13 protein-coding genes are annotated in these 17,320 nt (G+C 44.8%); 8 read left to right on the top strand and 5 right to left on the bottom strand.

Annotated elements, in window-relative coordinates:
- Positions 1-78: 78 nt before the first annotated feature.
- The 6 genes from acnD to ACZ5ZC_RS15780 all read left to right on the top strand — a co-directional run bounded on the left by acnD (position 79) and on the right by ACZ5ZC_RS15780 (position 9,838).
- Complete coding sequence (gene acnD / locus ACZ5ZC_RS15805) at positions 79-2,670, top strand: Fe/S-dependent 2-methylisocitrate dehydratase AcnD (protein ID WP_464932094.1); 2,592 nt, start codon at positions 79-81, stop codon at positions 2,668-2,670.
- Between the two features lie 9 nt (positions 2,671-2,679).
- On the top strand, positions 2,680-3,876 hold the full coding sequence (gene prpF, locus ACZ5ZC_RS15800) for a 2-methylaconitate cis-trans isomerase PrpF (protein WP_464932093.1): 1,197 nt from the start codon (positions 2,680-2,682) through the stop codon (positions 3,874-3,876).
- Between the two features lie 57 nt (positions 3,877-3,933).
- Positions 3,934-5,811, top strand: a complete 1,878-nt coding sequence (locus ACZ5ZC_RS15795) for a propionyl-CoA synthetase (RefSeq protein ID WP_464932092.1) — start codon at positions 3,934-3,936, stop codon at positions 5,809-5,811.
- 190 nt (positions 5,812-6,001) lie between these two features.
- The gene (locus ACZ5ZC_RS15790; RefSeq protein WP_046874942.1) at positions 6,002-6,478 is read left to right on the top strand and encodes a GNAT family N-acetyltransferase; all 477 of its coding nucleotides are present in this window, start codon (positions 6,002-6,004) and stop codon (positions 6,476-6,478) included.
- Between the two features lie 194 nt (positions 6,479-6,672).
- Entirely contained in the window at positions 6,673-8,004 is a 1,332-nt protein-coding gene (locus ACZ5ZC_RS15785; protein WP_464932091.1) for a trypsin-like serine protease, read from the top strand.
- 388 nt (positions 8,005-8,392) lie between these two features.
- The gene (locus ACZ5ZC_RS15780; RefSeq protein WP_085343811.1) at positions 8,393-9,838 is read left to right on the top strand and encodes a bifunctional NUDIX hydrolase/phosphatase PAP2 family protein; all 1,446 of its coding nucleotides are present in this window, start codon (positions 8,393-8,395) and stop codon (positions 9,836-9,838) included.
- Between the two features lie 129 nt (positions 9,839-9,967).
- On the opposite strand, the gene ACZ5ZC_RS15775 is transcribed toward ACZ5ZC_RS15780, so the two are convergent.
- Complete coding sequence (locus ACZ5ZC_RS15775) at positions 9,968-10,777, bottom strand: Cof-type HAD-IIB family hydrolase (RefSeq protein WP_046874945.1); 810 nt, start codon at positions 10,775-10,777, stop codon at positions 9,968-9,970.
- A 216-nt stretch (positions 10,778-10,993) separates the two neighbouring features.
- Between ACZ5ZC_RS15775 and queE the strand changes: the two genes are divergently transcribed.
- On the top strand, positions 10,994-11,644 hold the full coding sequence (gene queE / locus ACZ5ZC_RS15770; RefSeq protein ID WP_031780442.1) for a 7-carboxy-7-deazaguanine synthase QueE: 651 nt from the start codon (positions 10,994-10,996) through the stop codon (positions 11,642-11,644).
- A 14-nt stretch (positions 11,645-11,658) separates the two neighbouring features.
- Positions 11,659-12,354 carry a 7-cyano-7-deazaguanine synthase QueC gene (gene queC, locus ACZ5ZC_RS15765; RefSeq protein ID WP_104969424.1) on the top strand — a complete coding sequence of 232 codons (696 nt, stop codon included), beginning with the start codon at positions 11,659-11,661 and terminating at the stop codon, positions 12,352-12,354.
- A 12-nt stretch (positions 12,355-12,366) separates the two neighbouring features.
- Here queC and ACZ5ZC_RS15760 read toward each other — a convergent pair whose 3' ends face one another.
- The 4 genes from ACZ5ZC_RS15760 to ACZ5ZC_RS15745 all read right to left on the bottom strand — a co-directional run bounded on the left by ACZ5ZC_RS15760 (position 12,367) and on the right by ACZ5ZC_RS15745 (position 16,975).
- Positions 12,367-14,340, bottom strand: a complete 1,974-nt coding sequence (locus ACZ5ZC_RS15760) for a tetratricopeptide repeat-containing diguanylate cyclase (RefSeq protein ID WP_054867041.1) — start codon at positions 14,338-14,340, stop codon at positions 12,367-12,369.
- A gap of 186 nt (positions 14,341-14,526) precedes the next feature.
- Positions 14,527-14,880, bottom strand: coding sequence for a DUF2750 domain-containing protein (locus ACZ5ZC_RS15755; protein ID WP_005395049.1), 354 nt, complete (start codon positions 14,878-14,880; stop codon positions 14,527-14,529).
- A gap of 167 nt (positions 14,881-15,047) precedes the next feature.
- Positions 15,048-15,662 (bottom strand): OmpA family protein, encoded by a 615-nt coding sequence (locus ACZ5ZC_RS15750; protein ID WP_047009789.1) that lies wholly within the window; start codon positions 15,660-15,662, stop codon positions 15,048-15,050.
- Positions 15,663-15,664: 2 nt separating this feature from the next.
- Positions 15,665-16,975 carry a TolC family outer membrane protein gene (locus ACZ5ZC_RS15745; protein ID WP_464932090.1) on the bottom strand — a complete coding sequence of 437 codons (1,311 nt, stop codon included), beginning with the start codon at positions 16,973-16,975 and terminating at the stop codon, positions 15,665-15,667.
- Positions 16,976-17,320: the final 345 nt, after the last annotated feature.

Genomic DNA, 17,320 nt, shown 5'->3' with positions numbered 1-17,320 from the left:
CCCTCTCATCACGATGTTTCTGGAGCAATGGAAAAACGTTGATGAAGGCAAGATGTACAGACTGAATGGAAGCAAACCATGAACACAAATATTAATACCCAATATCGTAAGCCGCTTCCGGGAACTCAACTGGATTACTTTGATGCACGCGAAGCCGTCAATGCCATTTCTCCTGGAGCCTATGAAAAACTCCCTTACACCTCCCGCGTGCTAGCTGAGCAACTGGTCCGTCGCTGTGATCCGAACACATTGACGGATAGCCTGAAACAGTTAATTGAACGTAAACGTGATCTTGATTTTCCTTGGTATCCAGCACGCGTTGTTTGTCATGACATTCTTGGTCAGACCGCTCTAGTCGATTTAGCGGGTCTGCGCGATGCTATTTCGGATCAAGGTGGCGACCCTGCAAAAGTGAACCCTGTGGTTGAGACTCAGCTGATCGTCGACCACTCTTTAGCGGTTGAGCATGCGGGCTTTGACCCTGATGCCTTCGACAAAAACCGCGCGATTGAAGAACGTCGTAATGAAGACCGATTCCACTTTATCGAGTGGTGTAAAACAGCGTTTGAAAACGTAAGCGTGATTCCTGCGGGTAACGGCATCATGCACCAAATCAACTTGGAGAAAATGTCTCCTGTGGTGCAAGCGAAGCAGGGTATTGCCTACCCAGATACCTGTGTGGGTACGGACAGTCACACGCCGCACGTTGATGCATTGGGCGTTATCGCGATCGGTGTTGGTGGTCTGGAAGCTGAAACCGTAATGCTTGGCCGACCATCAATGATGCGTCTACCTGATATTGTCGGTGTAAAACTAACGGGTAAACGTCAACCAGGCATTACCGCAACGGATATTGTCCTCGCGATTACTGAGTTTCTGCGTAATGAGCGTGTGGTCTCTTCATATCTTGAATTCTTTGGTGAAGGTGCTCGCGACCTAACAATTGGTGACCGTGCAACCATCTCCAATATGACACCAGAATACGGTGCAACCGCGGGTATGTTCTACATCGATGAGCAGACCATCAACTACCTAAAACTGACTGGTCGTGACGAACAGCAAGTTGACTTAGTTGAGAAGTACGCAAAGCAAACCGGACTTTGGGCAGACGGTCTAGATACAGCGGTTTACGAGCGCGTACTTGAATTCGATTTGTCATCAGTCAGCCGTAACATGGCTGGTCCTTCAAACCCGCACCGCCGTTTGCCAACTTCTGAATTGGCACAACGTGGTATTTCTGGTGCATGGGAAGAAAAAGAAGGCGAGTTGCCAGATGGTGCAGTTATCATTGCAGCTATCACATCATGTACAAACACCAGTAACCCAAGAAACGTGGTTGCGGCTGGTCTTGTAGCGAAGAAAGCCAATGAGCTCGGCCTTGTACGCAAACCTTGGGTGAAATCGTCTTTTGCTCCGGGTTCTAAAGTTGCACGCTTGTACCTGGAAGAAGCGGGCCTATTACCAGAGTTAGAAAAGCTTGGCTTTGGTATCGTCGGTTACGCATGTACCACATGTAACGGTATGAGTGGTGCGTTGGATCCAAAAATCCAGCAAGAGATCATTGATCGCGATTTATATGCGACAGCCGTTCTGTCTGGTAACCGCAACTTCGATGGCCGAATCCATCCTTACGCAAAACAAGCTTTCCTTGCATCACCACCATTGGTTGTTGCTTATGCGTTAGCAGGTACCATTCGTTTTGATATCGAGCGCGATGCTCTGGGTATTGACCAAAACGGTAAACCAATTTACTTAAATGATTTGTGGCCAAGTGACGAAGAGATCGATGCTGTTGTCGGTAATCATGTTAAACCTGAGCAGTTTAAGCAAGTTTACATTCAGATGTTTAAGCTGGATGACGCAGAGAAAAGCTCTAGTCCGCTTTACGACTGGCGTCCGATGAGTACCTACATTCGCCGTCCACCTTACTGGGAAGGTGCGCTGGCGGGTGAAAGAACACTGTCTGGCATGCGTCCATTAGCGATTCTGGGCGACAACATCACGACTGACCACCTGTCACCATCGAATGCGATCATGGCGAGCAGCGCGGCTGGTGAATACCTTGCCAAAATGGGCGTTCCTGAAGAGGACTTTAACTCTTACGCGACACACCGTGGCGACCACTTAACGGCGCAACGTGCGACTTTTGCTAACCCGAAACTGTTTAACGAAATGGTGAAAGAGAACGGTGAAGTCGTGCAGGGTTCTCTGGCTCGAATCGAACCAGAAGGCAAAGTGGTTCGAATGTGGGAAGCGATTGAGACCTACATGAACCGCAAACAGCCATTGATTGTTGTCGCCGGCGCGGATTACGGTCAGGGTTCATCTCGTGACTGGGCAGCAAAAGGTGTTCGACTGGCGGGCGTAGAAGCCATCGTTGCCGAAGGCTTTGAACGTATTCACCGTACTAACTTGGTTGGCATGGGCGTGCTGCCATTGCAATTTAAGCCGGGAGTTAACCGCAATACGCTAGAACTGGACGGTACGGAACTTTATGACGTAGTTGGTGAGATCAAGCCGGGCGCGGATTTAGCCTTGGTTATCACCCGCAGCAACGGTGAAAAAGTCGACGTTCCGGTTACTTGTCGCTTAGATACCGCTGACGAAGTTCACGTGTACAACGCAGGCGGTGTTTTGCAGCGTTTCGCGCAAGATTTCCTGGCGCAATAAGGAGTGGTTATGGAAAGCAAAACTCCGAATCAAATGAGCCAAATCAAAGTGCCGGCGACGTACATGCGTGGCGGTACAAGTAAAGGGGTCTTTTTCAACCTTGAAGATTTGCCATCAGAGGCTCAAGTGGCAGGTGAAGCGCGTGACAAACTGTTGTTGCGAGTTATCGGCAGCCCGGATCCTTATGGTAAGCAAATCGACGGTATGGGCGGCGCGACGTCAAGTACAAGTAAAACGGTAATTGTTTCGCGCAGCAGCCGTGACGATCACGATGTTGATTACTTGTTCGGACAAGTATCCATTGATAAGCCATTTGTGGACTGGAGTGGGAACTGCGGTAACTTGTCTGCCGCAATTGGGCCTTTTGCTATCCATGCAGGCTTGATCCCACAAGGTCGTATTCCAGAAAACGGCATTGTGACGGTGCGTGTATGGCAGGTGAACATCGGTAAAACTATCTTGGTTCATGTGCCGATTGTGAACGGATTCGTGCAAGAGACCGGAGAATTTGAACTTGATGGTGTGACGTTCCCGGCCGCAGAGATTCAGGTCGACTTTGTTGACCCGGCAGATGGGGAAGGCAGCATGTTCCCAACTGGAAACTTAGTCGATGATTTGGTGGTGCCTGATGTGGGGACGTTTAACGCTACCTTCATCAATGCGGGTATTCCAACCATATTTATTGATGCTGAGTCGATTGGTTACCAAGGCACGGAGCTGCAAGATCAAATCAACAACGACGATGCAGCGTTGGCGATGTTTGAATCTATCCGCGCACATGGCGCATTAAAAATGGGTCTGATTTCTGAACTTGAAGAAGCTCAGACACGCCAGCACACACCAAAGGTCGCGTTTGTATCCAAGCCGAAAAGTTACCAGTCCTCAAGCGGTAAAGCGGTCAATGAGTCGGAAATTGATGTGTTGGTTCGTGCGTTGTCGATGGGCAAACTTCACCATGCAATGATGGGAACCGCAGCCGTTGCGATTGCTTCGGCGGCGTGTGTGCCGGGTACGCTGGTGAACTTGGCAGCTGGTGGCGGCGAAAAAGAGTCAGTGACTTTTGGCCACCCGTCAGGGACGCTAAAAGTCGGAGCACAAGCGAAGCAAACCGAACAAGGCTGGGTGGTACAAAAAGCCATCATGAGCCGAAGTGCGAGAATACTAATGGAGGGATTTGTGCGTGTACCCTCTGATGTCTTTGAGTGAAAAGAACGGTCTTTGAATAGAACGAGAGCAATGTCAGGACATACTGGAGGAAGCAATATGTCTTCATACGAAAAAGAATATTTATGGGCGAAAAACGAACCGGAGAGTTTTTGGCGCGCTCAAGCGGAGAATATCGATTGGTTCGAATCTCCTAAAACTATCTTGAAATCTGATGAAAACGGCATAGAACGTTGGTTTCCAGATGGTGTAATGAATACGTGCTGGTTAGCATTGGATTACCATTGCGAGCAAAGACGCGGTGATAATACGGCACTCATTTATGACTCGCCAGTAACCGGCAATAAAACAACGTATACCTATAGTGACCTGCGTGACCAAGTGGCAAAAATTGCCGGCATGCTATCTGCCCAAGGCGTTGAAAAAGGCGACCGAGTCGTTATTTACATGCCGATGATTCCAGAAGCCGCAATGGCGATGCTAGCCTGTGCGCGTTTGGGGGCGATTCACTCCGTTGTATTCGGTGGTTTCGCACCTAATGAACTTGCTGTACGAATTGAAGATGCAGAGCCGAAAGTCATCATGACGGCGTCGTGTGGGATTGAGATCAACAAAGTTATTCCATATAAGCCAATGGTAGACAAGGCCATTATGGACAGCCGATGGAAGCCAGAGAAAGTATTTGTATTCCAGCGCCCTGAGTGCGAAGCCGATCTAAACCAAGAAAGAGATCTGGATTGGCAGCAAGAGTACAACCAAGCGTTGCCACACGGTTGTGTTCCGGTGTTAGCAACCGATCCACTCTACATTCTTTATACTTCGGGTACGACAGGTAAGCCAAAAGGCGTCGTGCGTGATAACGGCGGCCATGCCGTCGCGATGAAGTACTCTATGAGCGCAATCTACAACATTCCTCAAGATGGCGTATTTTGGGCGGCATCTGATGTTGGCTGGGTAGTAGGGCACTCTTACATTGTTTACGCGCCACTGATTCACGGTTGCACAACAATCTTATTCGAAGGCAAGCCCGTCCGAACACCGGATCCTGGTGCATTTTGGCGAGTGTGTGACGAATACAAAGTAGATGCGTTGTTCTCTGCCCCGACAGCGTTCCGTGCGATCAAGAAAGAAGACCCAGAAGGTGAGTTTTTAAAACAGTATGATCTCTCTAAATTGAAAACCATCTTTATGGCAGGAGAACGCCTTGACCCTCCAACACTGGAATGGGTTCAGAGCAAAGCAGACAAACCCGTTATTGACCACTGGTGGCAAACGGAAACGGGTTGGGCTATCGCTGGCAACCCAACAGGTGTTGAAATGATGCCAGTTAAAGCGGGTTCTTCGACGAAGCCAATTCCGGGTTATCAGGTCGAGATTCTGAATGAACTTGGAGAGTCGGTCGGGCCTAACCAACAAGGTTTTGTCGCATTAAAACGTCCGTTGCCACCGAGTTGTCTGCCAACGGTTTGGCGTAACCATGACCGTTTTGAAACCGGTTACCTCAGCCAATTCCCTGGCTACTATGTGTCAGGTGATGGGGGCTATCTGGATGAAGACGGTTACCTGTTCATTATGGGACGTATTGATGACGTGATTAATGTCGCGGGGCATCGTTTATCGACAGGCGAAATGGAAGAGATTGTCGGTGGTCACCCAGCGATTGCGGAATGTGCAGTCGTGGGTATCCACGATGAGTTAAAAGGGCAGTTACCACTTGGTTTTGTTGTGCTTAAAGATGGTGTCAAAGTGGACGAGCTTGATCTTGAAGGTGAGCTTGTTGGCAAGGTACGTAGTGAGATCGGTGCGGTTGCCTGCTTTAAGCATGCATTGGTTGTAGATCGCCTACCGAAAACACGTTCGGGTAAAATTCTGCGCCGAACCATACGTCAAATAGCCGATGGTGAAAAATACACCGTTCCGTCAACGATTGATGACCCAAGTAGCTTGAACGAAATTGAACGAGTGTTAAGACGTTAATTAAAACTCAATTCTAACTAACCCCTGATCCTCGAACTCTGTAGGTTGGTTCTGCCTCTGTACGCTTATTAAGTGCAGGGGCTTTTTTGTTTGTAGATAGCGTAAACGTCTCGTGCAGGCAATTTTGTGACTTGCCAATACGGCATTTTCCTCACAAACTACAGCCATTCAATTTTTAGTGACCCTTTGTATGACCACGTTTGTAATTAAATCTGCGTGTTTTAGCGACCTTGAGTCGCTCAACGACCTTATGTTTGAGCTGCATGATGAGCATCATCTTCAATCTCCTGAGCTGTTCAAAACTGCAGAGGAGATAGAGCAAGAAAAAAGTATTGCTCGATACATTGATGATCCTGAATGTCTTGTTTATGTAGCAAAACAAGGAGATGAAATTATTGGTTTTATCTCTGGTCATTTCTGTGAACTTGTTTCTACCGTCAGTCAGCCGGTTATGATGGGAAGTGTGGATGAGCTCTATGTATTACCTGAGTTTCGGAAACAAGGCACAGCTCAGGCATTGATTAACAAAATTGAGTCAACGTTCTCTGATTACGGTGCAAAACAGATGTTTGTTGAAGTATGGCACTTTAACCAGGGTGCAATCTCTTTGTATGAAAAACAAGGGTTTGCACACCATATTCACTATCTAAGAAAGCCGTTGAGCTAATGACCATGCTTAATTTTAATATTGTGATACACATTCTAGCGAATTGAAATCATTCAGTTCGTCAATAGACTTTTCTCTATAAGTTGCTCGCAATGTTAGTAAATTAATATGCGCCCACATTGGTATTGGCGTTTTTGTCTGCTTGTTTATTAGTAGCACGAGGATCGTGCTTACAAAAACAAGAGGACAATATTTTGAAACTAACAAAATCGTTACTTGCGTTGGCTGTTTTGCCAATGTTCGCAAGTGCTGATGATTTGTCACAGACACAAAATCACACTATACAACCCCAGATCGTAGGCGGCATCACTGCTGATCCTAGTGAGTGGAGATTCTACACCCAAATTGTTAGCCGTTATGGTAACCGATCATATTGTGGTGCCAGTTATATTGGGAATGGCTACGTCCTTACTGCGGCCCACTGTGTCGAGGGTGATTCGCCGAATCAGATTGCGGTTAAAATCGGTGGCGTCGTTTACAATGGCACTGACGGTGTTCGAGCTAACGTGAGTGAAATCCACATGCACCCGGCATATCGCCGAGCAACGCTTTCTCACGATCTCGCAGTCTTAAAGTTGGACTCTGTACCTCAAGGTGTTGCTGCGGTTGAAATTGCCGATGGTAGTCTAACGCAATACGCCAGCATCGGAGATTGGCTTACAGTCGCAGGTTTAGGGAGAACCTCTGAAGGAGGAAGCTCTCCATCTCGATTGCAAGAGGTTGACGTTCCGCTCGTGTCGGACTCGACTTGTCGTCAAGCCGGTGGTAATTACACAACCGTTGGAGAGGTGTCTTTCTGCGCGGGAATTCCTCAAGGCGGGATAGATTCCTGTCAGGGAGATAGCGGTGGTCCAATCGTTATTAATCGTGGTGGCGTAATTACTCAACTTGGTGTGGTCAGTTGGGGAATAGGTTGTGCTCGTCCGGGTATGTATGGTGTTTATAGCGATATCGCCGCCATGCGTAATTTTGTTAATGGTGTCATTGGCACGACTACACCTCCGAAAGAGAATGTTTCTGTTGGGTATACCACCGAACAGATATTGGCATCATTTAATGTTGGCGAGTTGCAGCAACATAGTTTTGTTATCAAAAATTCAGGTAACACGACGTTCACTGTAGAAAACGTTCGCGCGTTTGCTTCTGGCGTTGCTGATGCTGCCGTTATTGCAAATGATCAGTGTTCTCAGGCGACGTTAGCAATGAATGCAAGTTGTCGTGTCGATGTCGAATTTGGAGCAGCTCAGGCGGGAGAAGCAAGAGTTGCTTTGAACTTCAACGTTGATAAGACCAGTACACAATATCAGGCGCTAGTGTCGGCTCAAGCGAAAACAGTGACAACGCCTCCAACAGATAACTGCGCAGCAGAATGGCAAGCGAGTACGGTGTATCTCAAAGGGGATAACGTTACTTGGAATGGCAAAGTGTGGCAGGCGCAGTGGTGGACTCAAGGCGATAACCCAGCAGACTCTGGACCTTGGGGTGTTTGGCAAGAAGTTCGCGACGCACATTGCAAGTCTAACTAACCATCAAGCATTCAAAAGCTGATTCGTTGGTGACTTGAGGTAGAATTCATTCTTGGTTTCAACGAGCAGCGCATAGTTATCATAAGCAGGGTTTATTGTTTTCGAATAATAAGCCCTTTTTTATTGTTCCAACTTTGAGAACCCATAAAATGTGTATGACTTTATCCTGACGCTACCTTCATATAACTGGCAGAATTGCGATCAACATTTCATGTTTTGTCTGATTTTTGTCAGGTTTGCATTAAATTACTCTCCAATGAGCTTCAAGATCATGCTTTATTCGATCAACGTTGTTTGGCATAACTCGTTACTTAATTTTTATCGAAAAAGATAAGATTAACTGCCATTATTCATTGGTTATCATAATGTTTACTTAAGGTCATATTTTGTGTTGAGACAGCTGTTATTACTCATCCTTTGTTTTATTTTGTTACCTGTTTCACCAATCTCTACGGCTAAAGCTGCCGCGAGCGAAGTAAAAGGGGCGCTCTGCGTTGTTCGTGCTGACGACAAGTTAGTGCTAGTTCATGAAATATTGACGGATAAGATTTCTCTACCTGGTGGGACAATTATTGATGGAGAATCTCCCAAAGTTGCTGCGCAAAGAGAAACGTGGGAAGAAACGGGTTTAGTGGTCACGGTTGGGGAGGAACTTGGCAGAACTGACACCGCGGTTTATTACGATTGCATATCAGATTCTGAGATTATTGCTTTTTCGATGAACAATTCCTTAGGTGGGAATGAGTTACCTATTTGGTTTGCTCCTCACTACGGGGTAGAAATCGCATCTGCAATGTTACTTGGACCATCCGAGCTGCCATCATTTTTGTACCGCTATCCCGCTCAATGGCCACAAGCCATTCAGTTTTTTGAACAAGCTACTCAGCAGTCCGCATCTTATGTGACTCAGCTGATCGAATCCGCGCCTTCATTTCGTCAGATTGAATTGAGGTGGATGAAAGACTTACAAAGCTGGGTAGGGGCTTTATCAGAAACGAGTTTCGAGGTAGCGAATCAGATCTCAAATCTTGTTATAGAACTGACAGAACCTACGATACTGCTTTTTCTATTTCCGTTAGTAATGATGCGTTTTGGCAGTCGATTTGTATTCCGACTCTTTTTCGCTATTAGCGCGACGTCCCTGATGGTACTTGTAGCTCAACAGGGCTTTGCGCTTCCTCGCCCGCATGTCTATATACCAATGATGGAGTTAACACACAGCTTTGGATTTAGTTTTCCAAGTTTGCCTATTGCCGTTTGGTTTTGTGTTTTAACCTTTTTATTTCAGAGAACGCATTATTTCGGTTTGAATGGTACGACCGCTGTCATGATGCTCGTCACGCTTACTATTATGTTATGTAAGTTTTTCCTTGGTAGCGCCTTTTTCTTAGATATGTTGTTTGGTGCGCTGTTAGGAAGCTTGGTGGCCTGGCATGTTCTGCGATTGGAAACAAATCAAGACGTGAATGTTGATCAAGTGCTGAGCTCAAAAGGCGTCTGGTTCATTATGACTGCGGTAACGGCGGTCATCTCTGTTATCTGGCCATTACCTGTGTTTGGCCGCTGGTTAGCTATTTTAATTACGGCATCAGCGTTGGTTATGACGTTTAGAGAGTCAAAAGTGCATTTGGATTCTCGTCAGATGATTTTTGTAACGCTTGCGTTGGTATTCGTTGAGCAACTTTATTTATACTCAAGCTCTGTTGTCTCGTTTAGTGGTTTGTGGTCATTGGTATTGTCGACGTTGCATTATCCATTGTTGATGTTGCTGTTTATCTTGCTTGCAAGAAAGCTGATTCATGAAAAACAACAGAGAGAAACAGTGCTAGATTGATGGTTGTATGCTTTCTTTCTCAGGCATACGAGTAAAAAAAAAGCCTTGCTTTACAGCAAGGCTTTTTTGTACGTTGAGTAGCTCAACAATGTGGCTTTGCGTATCTCTGACGCCATTGCGGCGGAGGAATTAAGCGTTAAGGACGAATTTTTCAATCGCTTTAGCTACACCGTGTTCATCATTACTTGCCGTAATGTAATCAGCGATTTGTTTGGTCTCTTCCATTGCATTTGCCATCGCGATACCAAGGCCAGCGTACTTCAGCATGTGGTGGTCATTTTCAGCATCACCCATACAGATCACTTCTTCCGGTTGAATACCTAGATACTCAGCAATTGCAGCAACACCAATACCTTTGTTGCTCGCTGGGTTAAGAAACTCCAGGAAGAACGGAGCGCTTTGAACCACCGTAAACTCTTCACGCATTTCAGACGGCAGCGCAGCGATGACCTCAGTTAACTTACTTGGCTCGGCAACCATCATTGCTTTGATGATTGGATGATCATCTTCTAGCGATTCAAAATTAATCTCTGTTACATTTAAGCCATTAATGTTGGCTTCGATGTCAGTGTATGGGTTTTTCTCATTGGTGATCAAGCCATGTACTTGGCTGAATGCGTGCACATAAGCGCCTAATTCTTTCGCTTTACGAGCGACTAATTTTGCTGCCTTACCATCAATGATTTGCTGGTGGATGATTTCATTTGTTCCTACGTTCTTAACCATAGAGCCATTGTAGAAAAGGACAAAATCTTTATCGGAATGGATATTCAGTTCGTCGAGCTTACCTTGCATTCCTTCTAATGGGCGACCAGAAGCGAGAACGACAGTAACGCCTGCTTCTCGAGCCTTTGCGATCGCTTGTTTGTTTTCTTCAGAGATTGCTTTATCACTATTGAGCAGTGTGCCATCCATATCTAATGCGATCAGTTTATACATCATTTCTTACCTTAAAGTTTTTGGGAACTGTAAGTGAATAAGGTTTGGTATAACGCTAACCAGAAACCTACGCTCACCGCGACTATGAAACTACAAAATGGTCTATTTTAACAATTAATTTTTGGTTTAAATTGACCTAGACACGTGTGTCCATTAAGGTCTTCGCCTCGAAGTATTATGAGTTGAGTGAGTTCTACGTTGTATAAGCTAAATGAGATGTTTGAAACCATCCAAGGGGAAGGGGTTTTCACTGGAGTACCTGCTGTTTTTGTTCGCCTTCAAGAGTGTCCGGTTGGTTGCTCATGGTGCGATACCAAACAAACGTGGTATGCAGATGAGAATGACCAACGTCAAATTGGTGATATTTTGGTGAAGACGGAAGATTCTCCCACATGGTGCGTCGCATCTGCCGAGAACATCGTAGAGCAATATCAACTGCAAGGCTTTAATGCTAAACATATCGTGATTACTGGTGGTGAGCCTTGTATTTATGATCTACGCCCTTTAACAGAGGCGTTTGAGGATATGGGTTGCCAATGCCAAATTGAAACGAGTGGCACATCAGAAGTCATCACGTCAGAAAATACATGGGTGACCGTGTCACCAAAAGTGGCGATGAAGGGTAAACTGCCAGTTCTCAATAGCGCGTTAGAGCGTGCGAATGAGATTAAGCACCCAGTTGGTACGCAAAAAGACATCGACCACCTTGATGAGCTATTGGCAAATGCGAATGTCGCGGTTGAGACTGTCATTGCATTGCAGCCTATTAGCCAAAAGCCTCGTGCAACGCAATTGTGTATTGAAACGTGCATTGCTCGCAATTGGCGCTTGTCTGTTCAAACTCATAAATACCTAAGTATTGCTTAAGAGCGGAGAGAGAAATGAAAAAAGCCGTTGTTGTTTTTAGTGGTGGTCAGGATTCCACGACTTGTCTGGTTCAAGCACTTAAAGAGTTTGATGAAGTTCATGCCATTACTTTTGATTATGGTCAGCGCCACAAGTTAGAGATAGAAGTGGCACAAAAGATCGCAAAGGATCTTGGCGTCAAAGCGCATAAAGTGATGGATGTTGGCCTTTTAAACGAACTTGCGATTAGCTCTCTCACGCGCGATGACATCCCTGTCTCACACGAATTGCAAGAAAACGGCCTACCAAACTCTTTTGTTCCTGGCCGTAACATTCTATTTTTAACGCTCGCAGGAATCTACGCCTACCAAATTGGGGCTGAAACCGTAATTACTGGCGTGTGCGAAACTGACTTTAGTGGTTATCCAGATTGTCGTGACGATTTTGTGAAAGCAATGAACACGGCTTTGGTGCAAGGGATGGACCGTAACCTGACGATCAAAACACCGTTAATGTGGCTAAATAAAGCAGAAACGTGGGCGTTAGCTGATCAATATGACGCGTTGCAACTGGTTCGTGAAAATACGTTGACCTGCTACAACGGGGTCATTGGTGATGGCTGCGGTGATTGCCCATCGTGCGATTTGCGCAAAGCTGGCTTAGATGATTACTTAAACAATAAAGAGACCGTAATGCAGTCTCTTGTGAACAAGCAGGCTGCTGACGTTTAGTCGTGCCTTGTTTTACTGGCTAACATAGTCAGAACTTAGGCTAATTGGCTCATCGTATGCGTCTATAATGATGTTTTTTCCCTGCTTTTTAGCCTGGTATAAAGCTTGGTCGAGTATCGAATAAAGTTCATCAAAGTTGGTAAGCGGCATTGATGTTGATAGATAGGCCAAGCTAGCAGTTACACTCAGATCACTATTATTTACCGTGCGTACGCGCTTCTCTGAAATCGTTTTGTGTAGGCTTTGTACGCGGAAAGGAACGTCAATTTCATCGACGTTTTTCAATAATAAGATAAACTCTTCTCCACCCAAACGGCCGATATACTCTCCCTTATTGAGCTTAGCTTTAAGCACTTGGCAAACTTGCTGTAACACCAAGTCGCCAGTCGGATGACCGTATTGATCATTTATCGTCTTAAAGTCATCAAGGTCGATTAATGCTAAAACATAGCGGAAGTCTTCGTCCGCTTTGGAGGTTTGACCTTTGATGGTCTCTATAATTGCCGCTCTATTCAACGCACATGTTAGACTATCTATTTTGGCTTTTTGTCGTGTTTGTCGCTGAAGTATCAATGCCAGAATGAGCAAGACCAACAAACAGGAAACCACAAAATTATAAGTGCGCTTTTGATCGGTAAGCTTCTCAAATTGATGCTGATTTAAGCTTTTTTCATTATTCAACCGAGCGACTTGAAGATCATATTCGTACTCTTTCTTTGTGAGGTCTAATGCCTCTAATGCTTTAATATTGCTAGCGTCTCGGTTGGCCAATTCAATGGTTGAATAGGCTTCGTGGTGCTCTAATGCCAGTTTATAATCACCTTGGGCTTGGTATGCTTCGGAAAGGAGTAATTGAGCTTGTGCCTGTAATAATGGTCTAGAGTTATTGATCGCTAGTGTTAACGCGACTTTGCCATGTGCAATCGATTTTTCAGTAGCATGGTTTTTCAAATACGCGAACCCAGCAGCTAAATGCCCTTCCGTTTCGAGGTGCGTATTTTCATACGTTTCAGCAATGTCTAAAGCTTTTCTAATGTAATCTACTGCGGTATCCAGTTGCCCACTTTCGGCTAAAACCGCAGACAGCCCTAAGTAGCTTAACCCTTGACCATATGGGTAGTGGAGCTGGTTGAGTATTGTTAATGCATTTTGATAATGATTGATGGCTTTATCGAATTCTTTGGATTTCTTATACATTGCCCCAAGGCTATGTTCGACTTGGGCGACTTTGAGTGGTGTCCCTTCATCTTGACGAGCGAGTAGGGCTTGGATGAGATATTGTTCTGATTGTTCAAACTGCCCAAGCTCTGCAAGTAAATTTCCGACGTCATTGTAAATGCCAGAAGGATCGCTTTGAGCAGACATGTTCGCCAGCAGCTTTCTATAAAGACTCAGCGCTTTTTCATAGTCGCCACGATAGTTATAATTGTTCGCTACCACACGTAACGCGAGATCAATAGGGAAGTTTTCTTGGTGTTGTTGACTTAGATGGCTTTCTAACGACGAGCAATAAAAGTTTGCTTTGTGATAACGACCTTGTTGATTCAAGGTATAACAGAGCTGATAGTTCATCAAAGCTTTGCCTTCAGAATCTGAAGTCTGCTTCATTTTTTGTCGCAATGAAGAAAAGCTATTTACTGAGGCGTCATAACTACCATGCTTACGTTCATTTAAGGCAAGAATGTACTCTGACTCTAACTGAGCAAAGTTATTGTTGAGAACTTGGCTGCTTCCATAGTACGGCTGTTTTATGTTCGACATGTATTCATAAATCAGCCCGCTGACGTAGAGTTTTTCGTTGTGCGATTTCGCGGTGTGGTATCGATCTTGAAGCATGCTTAATGCTGAGTCAGGATTACTTCTCAATGTGGTTTGATAAACGGCGTGCCACTGCGTGATATTTTGTTCTGGCTCAATATCTTGAGTGTCACTAGCATATACCGGGGCGAGTAAGAGTGACGCAAGCAAAGGATAGAGCGTGCGCATATTTAAACGTGCCTTATGTTCTTTTGTTGCTTTGGAATTGGAGAATCATAGCGCTATTAATTGATCAGCGTTGTGATTGAGTTGGGTGTACGAAGAAAAAGAATAGGAAAACTATGCACTTGGTCGACATATCAAAAAAGAGCATAAAAAGAAAGACCCCAACATAAAGTTGAGGCCTAGAAGTCGTTACGCAATGTAAAGCTTAGCTAGATCTTGAGGCTCCATTTCTTTGCCTTCTAGCTGATCGTTCCAGTTAGTACCAACAAGAACACCATCTTCTGCAAGAGTTAAAAGCCAATCTTCAACAAAGATATCTAGTGGGATTTCTAGTACAGTGAAGTCAGCCCATTCTTCAACATTGTGCGCTTCTGCATCTTCTTTAGAAGACCAGAAAGGCATGACTTCACTGTTTTCGAATTCAGTTGAATCGCAAGATAGCCAACCTTCTTCATTGCGTAAACCCCAAACCAGTTGGTTTTCTTTTGTTTCTGCAACAAAAAGGTCAAGGTTTGCTTGGATATCTGATGTAAGTTTGCTCATTTCAAAACTCTCGTTGTTATGACGCCGCTAGGGTAACACTAAAGTGCCGATTCCTAAAGCATAATACGGTTATTGCAATGAGTAAAAATAAAGGAGCCGAAGCTCCTTTTCTTATGTCGTTCTAGGTTTATTAATGCTTGTTTGAACAAACATTAATACAGATATTTTTACCTTTCAGGGAGGGTAGTGAATATTGTCCACTCTTTTTTAATCTCGCCTTTATAACCAACGACAGAAGCAGTTACTCGGCGGTTTAAAGCGTGACTGACTTCATCGGTACCTTGTTGCGCTAGGTGAGTATCACCAAAGCCAACAATACGAACTCTGCTCGGTTCGATGTTGTAGCTCAATAGCGCCTCACGGACATTGCGTGCTCGTCTCTCTGATAGATCTTGGTTGTGCTGAGAGCCACCAACTTTACTCGCGTAGCCGTGCAGTTCGATCGACGTAGTAGGGTATTCTTTTAAAAAATCGGACAGTTCACGTACTTGTCTTCTGAACACGGGATTGATTTCATCAGAATCATTGGCAAAAAGTATTCTTACTTGCATGTTATCTGATGCTTTAATGTATTCGCCGCAACCGTCATTATCGACTTCTGAGCCTTCCGGTGTGCCAGGGCACATATCTCGAGCGTTGATGACGCCATCGTTATCTTCATCTTGAAGATCAGCAATTTGCTCTGCACTTGGTACAGGTCGATAGTCATACTCGTCTTCAGCAACAACCTGTTGAGTAACGGCGAGAAGGCTTAATACAAATAGAATGTTCATTGGTTTCATGATCAGTACTCCACCTTTTCATTCCATTCCGTAGGCACATCGACTCGCAAGGCATTTAACAATTGGCCGGTCGCATTCATTACACGGTATTTCGCGTATTGCTCTGAATATCGAGCATCCAAGTAGTTTTTTCTCGCTTCAAATAACTCGTTTTCAGTATTTAACAAATCCAAAAGGGTTCGTTTACCGATGCGATACTGTTTCTCGTAGGCGATAACAGTTTCAGACGCCGAATCTACGTGATCCGCCAGAAACTCTTTTTGCTGAAGCGTTAAATCTAACGCGCTCCATGATAGACGAAGCCCTTCTTCAACGCTGCGGTATGCGCGTTCTCGTAAATCTTTGGCTTTGTTTAGTTGATAGGCAAAGTTTTCAGCATTGGCGACATCACTACCACCATTAAAGAGGTTATAACGCATACGCAGCATCGCTGTCGTTTCATCACTGCTTCCTTCGATACCGCTTGCATCATCACGCCACGTTTGAGCCGCTTCTACAGATATCGTTGGATAGTAAGTTCCCTTAGATTGCTTATATTGGAACTTAGCTGAGTCTACATCTGCCATCGAAATTTTGATTACTGGATGCGATTCAAATGCCAAGTCAATTGCTTCATCTATGGTGTAGGGAATAAAGTTCTGGTCCGCTCGCGGAAAAATCAATCCTTGTGGGGACTGTCCGACAAGGCGTGTAAACGTGGTGTGGCTGTCATATAAGTTGTTCTGAGCCGCCACCAAGTTACCGTGAGCTTTTGCTAAACGAGCTTCTACTTGAGTTAGGTCAGCGGTAGACCCAAGTCCTGAGTTAACTCGCTTTTTAATGTCTTCGTAGATCTTCTTATGAACCTTCAAGTTGTTTTCTGAAAGTGTAAGAATTTCATAAGCTTTTACTGAATCTAAGTAAACCTTTGCCACTTCGAGTGCCGTGTCTTGAGCATCAGCGAGCAGTTGATAACGAACTGATTCTGAGTCAGCTGCTGTTCGATCCATATCGTTAAGTGTCGCAGAACCGTCCCATATCAACTGGGTTAGTGTCACGGTCGCTTCTTTTCTTGTCAGATCCGTTGAATCTCGCCCTGCTTCTGCTGGGTTAATGCCTTCATAACCGATACCGGCGTCTAAATCTACGGATGGGAGGTAAGCACCGCCAGATGCTTCATTCACATACTGCTTGCTAACGAATTCATTGAACGCACTTTTGATGTCAGGATTGGTTTTTAATGTGTTTTCAACCGCTTGCTCTAGTGTTTGCCCAAAAGCATGACTAGCTGCGAACACACCAATGCAAAAGGCGTTGGCACGAGTCCACTTCACTGTGATTCTCCTAGATAATAATAAAATTTCTCGAGGTGAGAGGGCTTATAAGTGGGATACCTATAAGGGCGTCAATAATTTAGCGCACAATAACATTAATACACGATGAAGTAACCTGTTGATTCATTGTTCATTTGTTTCATTCTTGATAAATCAATTCATTTGGTGGGTCTAAATTTTGAATAAGGATCCCGATTTTAAAGTGAAATTGATGTTTAACAAGAGTTGAGTGGCTTTTATTAAAACAAGACAAATATGCGCATAGATTCCTATTGATGTATGACACATAATTACTTAATTGAGCATCAAATTGCTGTTATTGCACTATATAATCAGGCAATATAT

Source organism: Vibrio sp. JCM 18905, from assembly GCF_055393305.1.
This window is presented reverse-complemented; position numbering and strand designations above follow the sequence as displayed.